This window comes from Enterococcus pernyi, assembly GCF_045371165.1.
GTDB classification, from domain to species: Bacteria; Bacillota; Bacilli; order Lactobacillales; family Enterococcaceae; genus Enterococcus_B; species Enterococcus_B pernyi.
Genome location: NZ_JBIQDM010000002.1, coordinates 313,766 through 330,663, shown reverse-complemented (window position 1 = coordinate 330,663; position 16,898 = coordinate 313,766). Strand labels below are relative to the sequence as shown.

General features: G+C 38.6%; 12 protein-coding genes. 10 read left to right on the top strand and 2 right to left on the bottom strand.

Annotation, left to right across the window (positions count from 1 at the left end):
- The first annotated feature begins 16 nt into the window (after nucleotides 1–16).
- The 3 genes from ACH0AK_RS04135 (at nucleotide 17) to ACH0AK_RS04125 (ending at nucleotide 6,340) form a co-directional block, all read left to right on the top strand.
- Complete coding sequence (locus tag ACH0AK_RS04135) at nucleotides 17–592, top strand: TetR/AcrR family transcriptional regulator (protein ID WP_010734827.1); 576 nt, start codon at nucleotides 17–19, stop codon at nucleotides 590–592.
- 531 nt (nucleotides 593–1,123) lie between these two features.
- Nucleotides 1,124–3,712, top strand: a complete 2,589-nt coding sequence (locus ACH0AK_RS04130) for a glycosyl hydrolase family 18 protein (RefSeq protein ID WP_226075677.1) — start codon at nucleotides 1,124–1,126, stop codon at nucleotides 3,710–3,712.
- A 345-nt stretch (nucleotides 3,713–4,057) separates the two neighbouring features.
- The gene (locus ACH0AK_RS04125; protein ID WP_226075676.1) at nucleotides 4,058–6,340 is read left to right on the top strand and encodes a glycosyl hydrolase family 18 protein; all 2,283 of its coding nucleotides are present in this window, start codon (nucleotides 4,058–4,060) and stop codon (nucleotides 6,338–6,340) included.
- A 127-nt stretch (nucleotides 6,341–6,467) separates the two neighbouring features.
- On the opposite strand, the gene ACH0AK_RS04120 is transcribed toward ACH0AK_RS04125, so the two are convergent.
- Both ACH0AK_RS04120 and rnhC read right to left on the bottom strand, forming a co-directional pair.
- Nucleotides 6,468–7,370: an N-acetylmuramoyl-L-alanine amidase family protein gene (locus ACH0AK_RS04120; protein ID WP_010734830.1), complete on the bottom strand. Its 903-nt coding sequence runs from the start codon at nucleotides 7,368–7,370 to the stop codon at nucleotides 6,468–6,470.
- Nucleotides 7,371–7,452: 82 nt separating this feature from the next.
- Nucleotides 7,453–8,367: a ribonuclease HIII gene (rnhC, locus tag ACH0AK_RS04115; protein ID WP_023520062.1), complete on the bottom strand. Its 915-nt coding sequence runs from the start codon at nucleotides 8,365–8,367 to the stop codon at nucleotides 7,453–7,455.
- Nucleotides 8,368–8,572: 205 nt separating this feature from the next.
- On the opposite strand from rnhC, the gene zapA reads away from it, so the two are divergent.
- The 7 genes from zapA to ACH0AK_RS04080 all read left to right on the top strand — a co-directional run bounded on the left by zapA (nucleotide 8,573) and on the right by ACH0AK_RS04080 (nucleotide 16,798).
- A complete protein-coding gene (gene zapA, locus ACH0AK_RS04110; RefSeq protein ID WP_010734832.1) occupies nucleotides 8,573–9,007 on the top strand; it encodes a cell division protein ZapA in 435 nt (144 codons plus the stop codon).
- A 30-nt stretch (nucleotides 9,008–9,037) separates the two neighbouring features.
- Nucleotides 9,038–9,586, top strand: a complete 549-nt coding sequence (locus ACH0AK_RS04105) for a CvpA family protein (RefSeq protein WP_010734833.1) — start codon at nucleotides 9,038–9,040, stop codon at nucleotides 9,584–9,586.
- A 109-nt stretch (nucleotides 9,587–9,695) separates the two neighbouring features.
- On the top strand, nucleotides 9,696–12,056 hold the full coding sequence (locus tag ACH0AK_RS04100; protein ID WP_438725294.1) for an endonuclease MutS2: 2,361 nt from the start codon (nucleotides 9,696–9,698) through the stop codon (nucleotides 12,054–12,056).
- Between the two features lie 85 nt (nucleotides 12,057–12,141).
- Nucleotides 12,142–12,456 (top strand): thioredoxin, encoded by a 315-nt coding sequence (gene trxA, locus ACH0AK_RS04095; protein ID WP_010734835.1) that lies wholly within the window; start codon nucleotides 12,142–12,144, stop codon nucleotides 12,454–12,456.
- Between the two features lie 266 nt (nucleotides 12,457–12,722).
- Nucleotides 12,723–14,501, top strand: a complete 1,779-nt coding sequence (gene uvrC, locus ACH0AK_RS04090) for an excinuclease ABC subunit UvrC (protein ID WP_023520060.1) — start codon at nucleotides 12,723–12,725, stop codon at nucleotides 14,499–14,501.
- Between the two features lie 142 nt (nucleotides 14,502–14,643).
- Nucleotides 14,644–15,543 carry an ABC transporter ATP-binding protein gene (locus tag ACH0AK_RS04085; RefSeq protein ID WP_010734837.1) on the top strand — a complete coding sequence of 300 codons (900 nt, stop codon included), beginning with the start codon at nucleotides 14,644–14,646 and terminating at the stop codon, nucleotides 15,541–15,543.
- Nucleotides 15,536–16,798, top strand: a complete 1,263-nt coding sequence (locus ACH0AK_RS04080) for an ABC transporter permease (RefSeq protein WP_010734838.1) — start codon at nucleotides 15,536–15,538, stop codon at nucleotides 16,796–16,798. Before ACH0AK_RS04085 ends, ACH0AK_RS04080 begins: the two co-directional genes overlap by 8 nt.
- Nucleotides 16,799–16,898 lie beyond the last annotated feature (100 nt).

The following is a 16,898-nucleotide window of genomic DNA, read 5'->3' as shown; positions in this document are numbered from 1 at the left end:
TCAGAGGGTGTAAAAGTTGGTCCATCGATACAATAAGGATACACAAGAGAAAATTTTAAAAGAAGCCAATCGTTTGTTTATGTCAAAAGGTTATCAAGGAACTTCAACACGTGAGATTGCTAAAAATGCTGGAATCACGCAACCAAATCTTTATCATTACTTTAGCGATAAAGAAAAGTTATATTGTGCAGTCTTAGAAGAGCATTTGAGTACTGTAGGTACAGACTTAAGAGCAATCTTAGAAGAGAACAAACTTGATTTTAAACAATCTTTGACTAAAATGACGAAGTATCTGATCGATACCCATCTTTTAGACCTATTTATGATGCACCATGATTTAAAATCAAACCTTTCTGCCGAGACACGAAATCATCTTTTTACCTTGTGGAAAAAAAGTTATCGTGAACCATTTGAAGTGATTTTTTCGACAAATCAATCTTTGATGCGCGCTCATGTTACGACAGAAATTGCTGCAAAGCACTTTTTTCTTCTGTTAGCACCATATATCACCGAATCTTCTAATTCACTTGAAAACCCATTTAGTGTGGAACGACTGATCGATTTATACCTTCATGGTGTCGTAGCTGATTAAATGCGGTGGGGACAGAAGTGTCCAGCTCCGAGAAATAAGCCGAGAAACCCAAAAATTGTTTTTCAAATTTTGAGTTTCTCGGCTTTTTATGAAGGAGTTACTTCTGGAACTTCGTTTATTTGATTTTTAAGATTAGAAACAAAAATCAATTTAATTTCTTGTCCTCTACGCCTTTTTGTTATTATATTTTCTCGAATTGTTATTTTTTAATTAAAATAATGAGGGATATTTAATTTTTCTAGCAATTGAGAAAAAGAGGTGAAAAGCAAGTGATATAAAGATTTTTAATAATAACGATTATAAAACAGGTAAATAACCAAGGTGATTTAATTTGTTTTTTAAATAATTTTAGGAGAACGGTTGAAAAAGCCATTTTCAGGTGATAATATTCTGTTAGCAACAAAAGTTTCACTGAGTTTAACTCACTATTTTAGAGAAATAGAGGGGGGATGAATAACATATTTTCGTGTTTATTTTGTTACATAATTGTTTTTTGAAAAGTGAATAGTGTAAAAAGGGGAGAATTTAAAAATGAAAAGTATTAAAAAAATTGGGTTGGCAGCGATGTTATTTTCTTCTGTTGTCTCAACGGCGCTTCCGACAATTGGGGAATTGTCTATCGTCAATGCAGAAGAAATCCAACAAACAGAACAACAAGCAACTTATAGAAACGTAATGTACTATGGTGACTGGTCGATTTGGGGCGGCGAAGGTAACTTTTATCCAAAAGATATCCCAGCAGATCAATTGACTCACTTGAATTTTGCCTTTTTAGATTTTGATAGTAATGGCGAACTAGTCTTTACTGATGCAGACGCAGCGACAGGCGCACCTGTAGGATTACCGGGCGTACAATGGAACTCTGCTAGTTCTGGTATCTTAAATGCGATTCAAGATTTACGTGGAAAAAATCCAAACATGAAAATTGGTGTTTCATTAGGTGGTTGGTCTAAATCAGGAGATTTCTCTGAAGTAGCAGCAAACCCTACGAAACGTAAGAACCTTGTAGATAATGTAGCAAAATTTATTAAATATACAAATATGGACTTTGTCGATGTTGACTGGGAATTCCCGGCAGATGTACGTCAACCAGATCTAGTGGATAACGTAAATGACGAAGGAACACCAAATGCAAAACCTGAAGATAAAGAAAATTACATAAAATTATTAGATGAAATTCGCGAAACAATTGATAAACAAGGCGAAGAATTAGGAAAAACATATGAACTATCTGTTGCATTGCCAGCAGCTCAAGGTAAATTAGATTCAGGTATCGACGTGAAACGACTATTTGATGTTGTCGATTTCGCAAACATCATGACTTATGACTTAACTGGTGCATGGTCAGATACAAGTGGTCACCATTCAGCACTTTACGGGAATCCAGCTGATCCTAATTATGATGAAGGCTTCTCAGTAGATCAAACAGTAGAATACCTACGTGAGAAAGGTGCGGCTTCAGAAAAAATCGTTATTGGAGCAGCATTCTATACTCGTGGATGGAACGAAGTGGCAAAAGGGGATAATGAAGAGGCACCGGGATTATTCCAAAAAGCAGAATTATCAAGTCAAGATGCCGATCAAACACCAAGTTATGGAGCGAAAAACAAAAATCCATTAAAAGTAGGTGACGGTGGACGTGCCAGTGGTGTATGGCCATATCGAGATATTGAAACGTTACTTGGTAATACATCTGGATTGAAAGAGTATTGGGATGACGTAGCGAAAGCACCATTTATGTACAGCGAAACAACTGGTGAATTCTTTACTTACGAAAATGAAAAATCAGTGACTTATAAAGCTGAATATGTAAAAGAAAACCAACTTGGTGGAATCATTTCATGGCAACAATCACAAGACAAAGAAACAACTGGAACAAAACGTGATGAGTTGACCAATGCAATCAAAGAAGGATTGTTAGGTAGTGAGAAACTTCCAGAGTTTGAAATCAAGAGCACACCATTGAATGTGGATGTTGAGATCTCAACTTATACACAATATGGCGTTAGTGGTTACGACGTAAAAATTACCAACAATGAAAAAATGGAAGAAACTTCTTCTGTATTGAAATTAGTTGAATTTTCACAAGAAACAATCAAATTACCTAAATTAGTGATTCCAATGGCGACAAATGAAAAGCTTGGCGCTGGTGATTACAAAGCAGGTACTGTAACAAATGTTGATGGCGCTGCAATCGTTGATTTGTCTTCTGTATATGATGGCAAAGAAATCGCACCAGGTGCATCTTATGAGTTCAGATTGAGTTCAAATGCTGCTGAAGCAGATGTCGCTGTTGACAATATCGACTCAATCACATTAAGCCAAAGAATTGGTAACGAAGGTATTGAAATCAATAAACAAGTGATCTTTGGTGAAGGTTCAACGACTGAACCAGGAACACCGGATACAGAAGCACCTTCAGTACCAATAGAACTAACAGCTTCAACAATCGGTGAAACAAACGTTTCTCTATCATGGACAAAATCAACTGACGACAAAGGGGTCGCAGGATACTACGTTTTCCGTGATGGCAAACAAGTGGGTCAATCAGCAACAACTTCATTTACTGACGCTGATTTAACTGCAGATACAGAATATTCATATACAGTAAAAGCATTTGACCGTGCCGGAAATGTTTCAGAAGAAAGTAAAGCATTAGTTGTTAAAACGTTAGAAAAAGCACCAGTAGATACAGAAGCACCTTCAGTTCCATTAGACTTGAAAGCTTCAACGATCGGTGAGAAAAATGTATCATTGTCTTGGACTCGTTCAACTGACAATGTTGCAGTAGCAGGATACTATGTTTTCCGTGATGGCAAACAAGTGGGTCAATCAGCAACAACTTCATTTGCTGATGCTGGGTTAACAGCGAATACGGAATACTCATATACAGTAAAAGCGTTTGATGCAGCAGGAAATGTTTCAGAAGAAAGCAAAGCATTAGTTGTCACAACTTTAGAAGAAACAACTCCGCCAGCTGAAGGCGAATGGGATGCGAACAAAGTCTATGATTTAGGTGATGTAGTAACTCATAAAGGAAATACTTATCGTGCGAAATGGTGGACACAAGGTGATGAGCCAGGAACTGAACAATGGGGTCCATGGGAACTAATTGGTTAATTTAAATAAAAAAAGAACAGGGCAGATTGCCTTGTTCTTTTTTTATAATGTTATTCTGTCATTGTTATTTATCTTATTTACTAGAATTCACTGAAAAAAACATGTTAGTTAAAAAAAAAACAAAATCATATGGTTTAAAAATAACTTGAAACATGACGAGTGTAATCGGTTTCAATTAGTTGCGTTAAAAATAAATAAATGTTAAATTCATATTTGTAAGATTTTTACAATTAAAATTTATCTGATTTCTAATTTTTAAGGAGTGATAAAATAACTTTTAACCTGTGATTTGGGCGCGTTTGTTTTTTCGTAAAAAAACTTAGAAAAAAAGGAGATGAGATTGATATGAAAAGAATTAAGAGTATTAGTTTATTTGCTTTGTTATTTTCTTCGATTGTTGCAATGACTTTACCAGCATTTAATGAGTCGCCAGAGGTTCATGCTGAAGAGGTGCGAGAAACTCAGGTCGCACCTTATCGCAATGTCATGTACTATGGCGATTGGTCGATTTGGGGTGGAGAAGGAAATTTCTATCCTAAAGATATTCCAGCTGATCAAATCACTCATTTGAATTTTGCCTTTTTAGATTTTGATAGTAATGGCGATTTAGAATTTACAGATACGGATGCTGCTGTTGGTGCGCCTGTAGGACAAACAGGGGTTCAATGGAATTCAGCAAGTTCGGGTATCTTGAATGCGATCCAAGATCTACGTGGGAAAAATCCTAATATGAAAATTGGTGTCTCTTTGGGCGGCTGGTCTAAATCAGGTGATTTTTCTGAAGTAGCGGCTGATCCAGTGAAACGACAAAATCTAGTGGAGAACGTTACCCGCTTCATCAAATATACGAATATGGATTTTGTTGATGTCGATTGGGAGTATCCTGCAGATGTTCGACAACCTGACTTGGTAGACAATGTTAACGATGAAGGAACGCCAAATGCAGTGCCTGAAGACAAAGAAAATTACATCATTTTACTAAATGAGATTCGTGAATCGATTGATGAACAAGGCGAAGAACTAGGCAAAACTTATGAATTATCAGTTGCGCTGCCTGCATCTCAAAGTAAATTATCTTCAGGGATAGACATTGATGGTTTATTTGAAGTTGTTGATTTTGCAAATATCATGACCTATGATATGAACGGTGGTTGGGGTGACCGCAGTGGACATCATACAGCACTTTATGGGAATCCTGCTGATCCTAATTATGACCAAGGACTTTCGGTAGATCAAACGGTTCAGTTTTTAAGGGATGAAGGTGCGCCAGCTGAAAAAATCGTGATTGGGGCAGCTTTTTATACTCGTGGTTGGCATGAAGTGGCAGAAGGCAATGATCCATTATTGCCGGGATTGTTCCAAACGGCTGAACAGAGTAATCGAAATGCTGACCTAACGGCAACATACGGTGCAAAAAATAAAAGTCCATTAGTCGTTGGGGATGGTGGTAGAGCCGGAGGTGTCTGGCCATATCGAAATATTCCAGATTTGATCAGTGCAACGAGTGGATTGACTGAGTACTGGGATGATGTAGCGAAGGCTCCTTATATGTACAGTACAGAAACAGGCGAGTTTTTCAGTTTCGATAATGAACGTTCAATCGGTTACAAAACCCAGTATGTGCAAGAAGAAGAACTGGGTGGTGTGATTTCTTGGATGCAATCACAAGACAAAGAAACGACAAGTACAAAACGTGATGAATTGACGAATGCGATCAAAGAAGGATTATTTGGGAATACGCCATTACCACAGCACGAGATCGTTAGCACACCGTTAGATATCTCTGTAGATATTACGCCTTATACAGAGAATAATGTAAGCGGGTACGAAATCACTTTGACAAATAATGAAACATTGACAGAAACGTCTACTGTACTAAGCGCTGTGGAAGCTGCCCAGAAAACAGTCAAATTGCCTAAACTTATGCTGGAGTTGAATAGTAATGAAACGTTAACTTCTGGTAACTTCAAGGCAGGGGATGTGACTACTACGAACGGCATGGTAACTGTTGATCTAGCCACCGTTTATGATGGCAGAGAACTTGCTCCAGGAGCTTCTTATGATTTCCGTTTACAATCTGATACGTCACAGGTTTCGGTTGATCATATTGACACGATCACTTTAAGTCAACGAATTGGGACTGACGGTATTGAAATCAATCACCAAGTGATCTTTGGTGTAGAAGCGCCAGACCCATCAGATGTTGAGGCACCGTCAATTCCAACAAATGTGGCAGCAACCACGATCAATGCGACAGAAGTGACGTTGAACTGGACGGCTTCAACCGATAATCAGCGAGTAGCAGGTTACTTTGTTTACCGTGATGGTCAATTAGTAGGGCAACCAAGAACGCCATCATTTACAGATACGGGATTAGCACCTGATACACAGTATACGTATACTGTAAAAGCATTCGATGCCTCAAACAATGTTTCGGCAGCTAGTCAACCAGTGATCGTTCGAACCTTGGAAAACAGTGTGCCTGGATATGCGGCATGGGATGCCTCAACAGTCTATCTTATGGGTGATAGAGTCACTCATTTAGGAAATGCGTATCGGGCGAAATGGTGGACACAAGGCGATGAACCTGGTACTCAACAATGGGGACCATGGGAATTGATCAATTAGATCGTTTTAATATAAACAGATTCAGCGGTGACCATGTACTGACAACTGGTTGCTGATGAAATGGAAGAACCTTGTTGGTCTTGATGAAACATCAATACCTAACGAGGTTCTTGCGTTTAGAAAAAAATTACTGATTGAAATAAGTGAGTAGCGCTTGTGTGATCGATTGCGCCAACTGTTGTTGATAGTTAACAGTAGTCAATGTAGCTAAATCTTCGTCATTGTTCATATAGCCCATTTCGATCAAGAGGGATGGCTGAAGGTTTTCTCTTAACACCTGATAGTTCCCTGTAGCAGTTCCACGAGATGTAATGAGCAGATCCGCCAGTTCATCAGAAACAGTTTCCGCTAGACGTTGCTCACTATTGTAATAATAATAAGTGGTTGTACCAGTTGCTTCATTGGCTGATTCAGTCGAATCAGCATGTAAGCTGATAAAAAGGTCAGCTGATTTTTCTTCGCTAAATGCACAAATGTCATCTAATGAAATGTAGTCATCTGTTTCATGTGTCAAATAAACCGTTGCGCCAGCGGCTTCTAAACTCGTTTGTAACTGTTTTGCAGCAGCGAGTGTCACTGTCTTTTCTTCTATATGTCCATCTATGCTAAGCGCGCCTGTATCGTCGCCTCCGTGTCCGGGATCTAGTACGATCACCGCTTCTGATAGGTCACTCGGTAGCTCTTGTGTCGAGCGAGTCAGTGATGAGCCATCCGTAAGTGATAAATAGCCAGTTTCACCATCATTCGTGGTAATTTTGTAGGCGTTGTCTGTAGTTGAAAGAAGCGTGGCCAGTTCACCAGCATTGACGGAAATTAGCGGTTCACTTAATGACGAGTCTGCATACAATGTAGCATCTTCTTTTCCGATTTTTATGAGGGCCTCTGAAGAAGAATCAGTTGATTGTATGATGCTAGAGACACTATTGCTTGTCTGTTGTCTCGCATCTGTTTCTTGATTGCTAAGACCAAATTTGAAAAGAGCAATGATCCCGATCAGACATATAAAAATAATAATTCGCATTTTTTTCATCGTTTTCACCTCTTGAACATGAGGATAAACAACAAAACTTAAATCGAACTTAAAGAAAAGCGGAACAAGCTAAAACGGATAGTTAGTTGACTATTTTTTTGGCTTTTTCTGTGTTCGCAAAATGCAATTTTGCATAGTTTGCTAACAAGGCTTCGCCACCTTTTTTTAAAATCGTTGCAGCGACTTGGTCGGATTTTGTACCTGCACCAGAAGGAAGCGTGAGACCAAGTTCAGCAGATTCTTTGTCCAACTCTTCTAAAAAGCTTGCGCGACTAATGATCGAAGCGGCAGCAACAGCTAAATGATATTGTTCACCTTTTGTCACAAAGTAGAGTTTTTCGGTGAGTTGATTTTTTTCTAAACGAGCGTATTTTTTAAAGTTGGCTTCCGGTGTGAACTGGTCGATCAAAATAGCATCCGGCTTGACTGGTGCTATTTTTTGTAACAATAAATGGATAGCTTGATTGTGTAAAGCGACCTTCATTCTCACTGCATTATACGTAGGTTGGATCTCATTGTATTTTTTTGGTGGCAGAACCAGTAATTGATATGGGATCGTTTCCTTTAATACTTTGGCTAATTGAATGATTTGTCCATCTTTTAATTCTTTTGAATCTTTGACGCCTAACGTGCGTAATTCTTTCAATTGTATTTGATCGACATAGGCAGCACAAACAGTCAGTGGGCCAAAGTAACTACCGTTGCCGACTTCGTCACTCCCTAAAACAGATAGTGTTTGTAGATCTTTGGGTAAGGAAGAAGAATTAGTTTGTGTCGATTTTTTTGCTGTAAGTGGGTTTCCCCATTTCGCTGCTTCTTGTTCAGCGCCGGTACCTTGAAACATCACTTTTCCAGAAGTATAGGCAGTGATCGTTGTGCCATTTTTTTTAGCGGAAAAATGCGTATATGGAATCGGCTTTTGTACTAAAAATGGGCGATATGCCTCTTTCATCATGTTCATTTGATTTGTTGTTACCTTTAAGATAATGTTACTCATGTTTTCCTCCTATTGCGATCCAGTCGTAAGAAAAGTTGTATTTGACTAGATCTAGCTGATTTGAAATCAATGCACACATAGCATTTTTGCAAAGTTTATCATATAATAGTAAAGTATTTATAATGAAGTTTTTCGTGTACGGTTAATTGCTTAACTATATGGTACACTAGTTAATATTTTTGGCAATAGGAGGAGACAGATTCATATGGCACATGAAAAAACACGCTATAAAGCGGTGATTGCGGACCAAACGTATACTATTATCGGGCAAGAATCAAAACAGCATATGGATATGGTCACAAAATTAATCAATGAACAATTAGCTGAACTGAAAGAATTGTCCCCTCAATTAGACAATGAACAAGCAGCTATTTTATTAGCAGTCAATGCATTTTCCGATCAATTGAAAAGACAGGAAAAAAATTTGAATTTAATAAAAGAAGTCACAGAACTGAAACAAAAAATGGTGAGATTCACAGAAATGGAAAATCGGATCAAACGAATCGAAGCAATTGAAAATGAAGCACGAGCAGTATTGAAAGAAAATGGAAGTGACCATGAAATCAAGAATCATGTGGAAGCACAACAGATTCTAAATGAAAAACGAAAAGGTCAAATCAAACAAAGATCTTCGAATTGATATTATTAATAGAAGAGAAAGGAAGAATGTATGCTTAGTCTTTTGATTTTATTTATTTTGCTGATTGCATTTTTTTCTGGAGCCAGTCGTGGTTTTGCGCTACAGGGAATTTATCTGGTTGGCTATTTTGTCTCATTTCTAGCAGCACAAACCTATTACAAAACATTAGCCAATCATCTGCAATTATATATTCCTTATCCTGCGGTAACCGCCAATTCTAACTTAGTTTTTTTTGATCAAGCTTTTTCATTTAAACTAGATGAAGCATTTTATGCAGGGGTGGCTTTCTTGATCATTTTATTTGTTGGTTGGCTAGTCACACGATTCATTGGGGTATTCGCTCATGGGTTGACATTTATTCCTGTACTAAAGCAATTAGACTGGGTGGCTGGAGGGGTTTTATCCGTGATCATCACCTATATTTCGTTGGTTCTAGTTTTACGTTTACTAACATTTATTCCGGTGGGATTTATCCAAAACCAATTTAGTGGCAATAATCTTGCAACATTTATGGTTGAACGAACACCTATTTTAGCAAATAAAATATATGATCTATGGGTGACACAAGTGATTAACTAAGTAAGAGATGATTTTTTGTCAATGACAGAGGCTATGAAGATGTTGGTTAGTCTTGAAGACTGCTTAGCCATCTATCGGCCTCTTTTTTAGTGAAAGTAAGGTGAAAAAAATGAACAAACGCATTCTAGAAACATTAGAGTTTGAAAAAGTAAAACAACAAGTACGACAGTTTGTGATCACAGCACAAGGGCAAGAAGAATTAGCCCAGCTTGTGCCAGTGAATGAAGCAGAGACGATCAGATATTGGTTGGAAGAAACGGAAGATGGACTAAAAGCCCAACGATTGCGTGGCGGCATCCCAATCCCCAAAATAGAGAATATCCGCCCACATATGAAACGGATCCAAATCGGTGCGGATCTTAATGGGGTCGAGTTAGCACAAGTTTCTCGTGTCTTATCTACTACTAGTGAGTTGCGACGTTTTATTGATGATTTAGCAGATAGCGAGATTGAGTTTGCGCGTCTTTATTTTTGGACAGATCAATTAGTCGCTATCCCATCCTTGAGCCGTCGTTTGAAAGAAGCAATCGATGATGATGGACGAGTGACGGATGATGCCTCTCCAGAGTTGAAGACGATCCGCCATAATATCCGTAGAAGCGAACAAGCAGTTAGAGAACAATTAGATGGGATCGTTCGTGGGAAAAATGCCAAATACCTAAGCGATGCCATCATTACGATGAGAAACGACCGCTATGTTATTCCAGTAAAACAAGAATATCGTGGTGTGTTTGGCGGAGTCGTCCATGATCAAAGTTCTTCGGGACAAACACTATTCGTTGAACCAAAACAAGTCGTGGAGTTGAACAATCGCTTGCGTCAATATCAAATTGCCGAACGCAATGAGATCCAACGTATTCTAAGTGAGTTGTCGGCGGAGTTGGTTCCTCATCGCCAAGAAATCATCCACAATGCGTATGTCATTGGAAAAATGGACTTGATGAATGCGAAAGCACGCTTTGGGAAAGAACTAAAGGCAATCGTACCGACGATCAGTACAGAAAACATTGTTGATTTGAAGCAAGCCAGACACCCATTGATCGATCAAGAAAAAGTCGTACCAAATGATATTTCGATTGGGGAAAACTATCAAGCGATCGTCATTACTGGACCAAATACTGGTGGGAAAACCATCACGTTGAAAACACTGGGCTTATTGCAATTGATGGGGCAAGCAGGGTTACCGATCCCGGTGGATGAAGAAAGTCAGATCGGGATCTTTGAAGATATTTTTGCTGATATCGGAGATGAACAATCGATTGAGCAAAGTTTATCGACCTTCTCCTCACATATGACAAATACCGTGGATATCCTTTCCAAAGTTAATGAAAAAAGCTTAGTTTTATTTGACGAACTAGGTGCAGGGACTGATCCTCAAGAAGGAGCAGCGCTAGCAATTGCTATTTTAGATGATCTAGGAAAGAAATCTGCCTATGTGATGGCAACAACACATTATCCTGAACTGAAAGTCTACGGCTACAATCGTTCGAATACCATCAATGCAAGCATGGAGTTCAACGTTGACACCCTTAGCCCCACATACCGCTTGTTGATCGGCGTGCCAGGTAGGAGTAATGCCTTTGAGATTTCAAGTCGTTTAGGATTAGACAACCAAGTCATTGATGAAGCCAAGCAATTGATGAACGATGAAAGTCAAGACTTGAATGAAATGATCACTGATTTAGAGAATCGTCGAAAAATGGCAGAAACAGAGTATTTAGAGATGCGTCATTATGTCGATGAAGCGCAACGTCTGTACAATGATTTGAAAGAAGCTTATAGCTACTTCTTTGAAGAGCGCGAACAAGAAATGGCGAAAGCCAAACAAAAAGCCAATGCACTTGTTTCTGAAGCAGAAGAAAAGGCAGAAAAAATCATCGCAGATATTCGCAATTTACAAAAACAAGTGGGGCAAGGTACGGTCAAAGAGCATCAATTGATCGATGCCAAATCACAGTTAGCTAACTTGCATCAAGAAGAACAATTAAAGAAAAATAAAGTCTTGAAAAAAGCGAAAGAACAGAAAACATTGAAACCAGGTGACGAAGTACTCGTGACGACTTATGGGCAACGTGGAACATTGTTGCGCAAAAATGGCAACCAATGGCAAGTGGAGATCGGTATCTTGAAGATGAACGTTTCGGAAAGTGAATTGACACCGATCGCTCCCCAAAAAGAACCACAACAACGAGTGATCCATACGGTTCGCTCAGATGCGCATTCGACGGTCTCCAATCAACTTGATCTTCGAGGGAAACGTTATGAAGAAGCATTAAATGAAGTCGATCTATATTTAGATGCGGCAATTTTGGCTGGCTACCCTCAAGTGACGATCGTTCATGGAAAAGGCACAGGCGCACTAAGAACCGGGATCACCGATTATTTAAAAAATCATCGTAGCGTCAAGAGCTTCGATTTTGCTCCTGGAAATCAAGGGGGCAATGGTGCGACAATTGTTAAATTTAAATAAAGCTTACTAAAGGTAAGCAAATAGCTCGAATCTAGGTACCAATAGTGCTATACTTAGAATAGACTAATAAATGGAGGTCTTTGATATGGCTCAAGTAATTACAGATGCAACATTCAACGAAGAAACAGATAAAGGGTTAGTTTTAATCGACTTTTGGGCAACTTGGTGTGGACCTTGTCGAATGCAAGCGCCAATTTTAGACCAGTTAGAAGAAGAATATGACGAAGACGAATTCAGAATCGTGAAGATGGATGTTGATGAAAATCCTGAAACACCACAACAATTTGGGATCATGAGTATTCCAACATTACTTTTGAAAAAAGACGGCGAAGTAGTAGAAAAAGCAATCGGTGTTCAATCAAAAGATCAATTACGTCAAATGATTGCCCAACACTTATAAGATTAAGTAACTAACACATCAGACTGAGACAACAATCATATGGATTGCTGTCTCGGTTTTTTTGCGACTAATCAAGTCATGAAACTGAACAGAGAAGTGGAACAAAAAAGTCATAGATGAAGAGAATAGTATCTATTTTTGGAGACAAGATACTTAAAAATTTATACAATAAACTGCGCAAAATTTTTCTTATGTCTCTTCGCTTGATACTTCTCTCTCAACCTCTGTTATAATAGCGATATCAGAAATATAAAGGAGCAGTCACCATGAATGAACGAATAAAAAATAAACTTGCATTACTTCCTGATCAGCCTGGCTGCTATTTGATGAAAGACAAAAACGGCACGATCATTTATGTGGGAAAAGCCAAAGTCTTGAAAAATCGCGTGCGTTCCTATTTTACTGGAAGTCATAACACGAAAACGGAGCGATTAGTCAGTGAGATCGAGGACTTTGAGTACATTGTGACAGAATCCAACATTGAAGCATTACTGCTAGAAATCAATCTGATCAAAAAGAATGATCCAAAATACAATATCATGTTAAAGGATGATAAAACTTATCCTTTCTTAAAAATCACGAATGAAAAATATCCTCGTTTGGTGATCACTCGTAAAGTATTAAAAGACAAAGCCTTTTATTTTGGCCCTTACCCGGATGTTGGGGCTGCGAATGAAACAAAAAAGATTTTAGATCGTTTATTCCCATTACGGAAGTGTAAACCAAGTCAGACAAAAGAACCTTGTCTTTATTACCATTTAGGTCAATGCTTATGTCCCTACTATTTTGATGTAGATCCAGCGGAATATACAAGTATCGTGAACGAAGTCAAACGCTTTTTGAATGGTGGTCATGAGACGATCGAAGCTGAAATCAAAGAGAAAATGGCTAAGGCTGCAGAAAATATGGAATTTGAAAAAGCAGCAGAGTATCGTGATCAAATCAGAGCTATTGAAACGATCATGACAAGACAAAAAATGACAAACACTGATTTGATTGATCGAGATGTGTTTGGTTATGCCATTGATAAAGGCTGGATGTGTGTCCAAGTATTCTTTGTACGTCAAGGAAAGCTGATTGAACGAGATGTATCGATCATTCCTTTTTATAATGAAGCAGAAGAGGATTTCTTAACATACATCGGGCAGTTTTATCAGGAAAATGAACATTTCATTCCAAAAGAAGTGGTGATCCCTGATACGATCGATCAACCGAGTGTTGAGGCGTTATTATCGACAAAAGTCATCCAGCCCAAACGTGGTGAGAAGAAAAAATTAGTCGAACTAGCCAATAAAAATGCAAGGGTGGCATTGAACGAACGCTTTGATTTGATCGTGAGGAAACAAGAACGAACGATCGGAGCGATCGAGCGCCTTGGTAATGCGATGAACATTCCAGCACCCATTCGGATCGAGTCTTTTGATAACTCTAATATCATGGGAACCGATCCAGTAGCGGCGATGGTGGTATTCATCGATGGAAAACCAGCAAAAAAAGAATACCGTAAATACAAAATCAAAACGGTCGTTGGACCAGACGACTATGCTTCGATGCGAGAAGTCATCTACCGCCGCTACGCACGTGTGATACGAGAAGAACTGCCCTTGCCTGATCTGATTTTAATCGATGGGGGGAAAGGGCAAGTCGATGTAGCGAAGGATGTACTGGAGAATCAATTGGGAATCGATATCCCTGTCGCTGGAATGGCTAAGAATGATAAGCATAAAACCAATGAGTTGTTATTTGGGAATGAATTAGAAGTGGTTCCGCTTGAACGAAATTCACCAGAATTCTTTTTACTGCAACGTATCCAAGACGAAGTCCATCGCTTTGCAATCACGTTTCATCGTCAGTTACGTAGTAAAAATAGTTTTGCGTCGCGCTTAGATGAAATTGAAGGGTTAGGGCCAAAACGAAAAAAAATGTTGTTGAAAGAGTTCAAATCGTTAAAAAACATCACCGCTGCGTCAATTGAGGAGTTACAAGAAATTGGTCTACCAAAAAATGTCGCACAAAATGTTTTCGATAAACTGCATAAAAATTGAACTGAGGGCGCTTTACAAAACCTGTAAAGTGTCCTATCATTTTCATATGTACAATAAAAAACAATAACATAAGTTCTTATGTATAAGTTATTTTATATCGTACAGTAAAGGATAGAGGAATTTAGGATGAAGGAGTGAGAAAATGCTAGAAGTAAAGGATTTGGTTAAGACATTTGGCAGTTATACAGCTGTTGATCATGTTTCTTTTCAAATACCTGATGGGAAAATCATGGGATTGATTGGGCAAAACGGGGCAGGAAAAACAACGACTTTTCGTTTGATTTTAGATTTTTTGACGCAAGATCAAGGAGAAGTACTATGGAACGGCCATCATTTGAGTGAAAAAGATTATGACATCATTGGGTATTTACCTGAAGAACGAGGGCTTTATCCCAAGGTATCGATCCAAGAACAGTTGATCTATTTTGCCGCATTACGGGGAAAAACAAAAAAAGAAATTGAACCTAAGATCGATTTTTGGATGGAGAAATTTCAAGTAAAAGGGAAAAAAACAGATAAAGTTAAGTCCTTATCAAAAGGAAATCAACAAAAGGTACAACTGATTGCAACACTGATCCACGAACCCAAGTTGATTATTTTAGATGAACCTTTTAGTGGGTTGGACCCAGTGAATGCTGAGCTACTTAAAGACGGGATCATCGAATTGAAGAAAAATGGCTCTTGTGTCATTTTTTCTAGTCACAATATGGATAATGTTGAAAAGATTTGTGACCACTTGATCATGCTTCGAAATGGGGAGATGGTACTAGATGGGAAAGTCCACGAGATTCGAGAAGCATTTGGCAGAACAAAGCTATTTTTGGAGTCTGGATTGTCACAACAAGAAGTAGAGGAAATCGCTGGGGTCCAAAAAGTGGTTCTTCGTGAGGATCAATCGTTGGAAATCACGTTGGATCATCCAGATGTAGGGAAAGAAATTTTTACCCGTGCGACACAATTTGGCTATATTCCAATGTTCAATCAACAACCGCCTACTTTAGAAGAAATCTTCAAGATGAAAGCAGGTGAACTACATGGGTAAATTTTGGATCATCACAAAAGATGTCTATTTGAAAAATGTCAAATCGATTTCTTTTATTATTATGATATTAGTCCCGTTTGTTTTGATGGGTGTGATTTACTTAGCAGGTAATTTTGCTCAACAAAACAGTGAAACAGATAAAATCGGTGTGATTGCTGAAGACCAACAAATCACTGATTATTTGAGTCAATCCGATATGGGGGATTTCCACTTTGAAGCTTTTTCATCGGAGGATGAAGCCAAAAGTAAGTTATCTGACGAAAAGATCGATGCGTACATGGTAGTCACGACAGATAATGGAGAAGTATCCGGAGAATTATTTAGTGAAAACTCATTAGGCCAAGCAACACAACTGTTGATCCAACAGCAGTTGACTGGTTTACAGTCAATGATGCGGGCAAGTAGCTTAGGGATCTCTCCTGAAGAAGTGGCTGCATTAAGTCAACCGGCTGGATTTTCACGACAAAAAGTCAGTTTTGACGCCAATGGTGAAATGACGATAGGAGAAGATAACTCAGCTGTTCAATATGCAGTCAGTTATGTCGCAACGATCATTCTATTCATCATCATCTTGACGTATGCACAGATCATCGCGCAAGAGATTGCTTCAGAAAAAGGGACAAGAATCATGGAAGTGATCTTGTCTAGTACCACTGCACAAAAACATTTTTATGGAAAACTAACAGGAGTTCTGCTAGTGGCAGTCACTCAAATGGCTTTATACGGTATCATCTTTGCAGTAGGATTCAACCAGTTCAAAGATATGGAAATCGTTAAAAGTGTACTGGATGGGATTTCTTTGGATAGTATTTTCGGGCCATTCTTATGGTACTCTTTACTATTTATGTTCTTTGGGATCTTGATCTACGCCGTGTTAGCTGCCTTATGTGGCTCACTAGTCAACAAAGCCGAAGATACAGCAAAAGCGATTTTACCAGTGACGTACCTTTCTTTAGGTGGTTATATGTTAGGATTGATCCTTGGTGCATCTGATCCGAATAATATCGTGATCCGCATCACTTCATACATTCCATTCCTATCTTCATATATCATGCCGATCCGCTTGGCAAATGAAACGGTTGAAATAAGTGGCGTATTGATTTCTTTGATCGTTCTAGTGATCATCACATTCGTATTGATGTTCATGTCCGCAAATATGTACAAATCAAACGTGCTTGTTTACAGTGAAGGTGGTATTTGGACGTCATTGAAACAATCGATTTCAATCATGAGAAATGAACGCAAAAAGAAATAAATGTTGAAGTTGTAACAGAAATATTCAATGATGAGAAATAAGCCGAGACGCCCGAAAGGTGAAGAACAATTTTCGGGTGTCTCGGCTTATTTTCGTAAGA

Coding starts and splice junctions, on each gene's coding strand:
- ACH0AK_RS04085 (WP_010734837.1), top strand. CDS start 14,644: ATGCTAGAAGTAAAGGATTTGGTTAAGACATTTGGCAGTTATACAGCT.
- trxA (WP_010734835.1), top strand. CDS start 12,142: ATGGCTCAAGTAATTACAGATGCAACATTCAACGAAGAAACAGATAAA.
- uvrC (WP_023520060.1), top strand. CDS start 12,723: ATGAATGAACGAATAAAAAATAAACTTGCATTACTTCCTGATCAGCCT.
- ACH0AK_RS04105 (WP_010734833.1), top strand. CDS start 9,038: ATGCTTAGTCTTTTGATTTTATTTATTTTGCTGATTGCATTTTTTTCT.
- ACH0AK_RS04080 (WP_010734838.1), top strand. CDS start 15,536: ATGGGTAAATTTTGGATCATCACAAAAGATGTCTATTTGAAAAATGTC.
- zapA (WP_010734832.1), top strand. CDS start 8,573: ATGGCACATGAAAAAACACGCTATAAAGCGGTGATTGCGGACCAAACG.
- ACH0AK_RS04125 (WP_226075676.1), top strand. CDS start 4,058: ATGAAAAGAATTAAGAGTATTAGTTTATTTGCTTTGTTATTTTCTTCG.
- ACH0AK_RS04130 (WP_226075677.1), top strand. CDS start 1,124: ATGAAAAGTATTAAAAAAATTGGGTTGGCAGCGATGTTATTTTCTTCT.
- ACH0AK_RS04100 (WP_438725294.1), top strand. CDS start 9,696: ATGAACAAACGCATTCTAGAAACATTAGAGTTTGAAAAAGTAAAACAA.
- ACH0AK_RS04120 (WP_010734830.1), bottom strand. CDS start 7,370: ATGAAAAAAATGCGAATTATTATTTTTATATGTCTGATCGGGATCATT.
- rnhC (WP_023520062.1), bottom strand. CDS start 8,367: ATGAGTAACATTATCTTAAAGGTAACAACAAATCAAATGAACATGATG.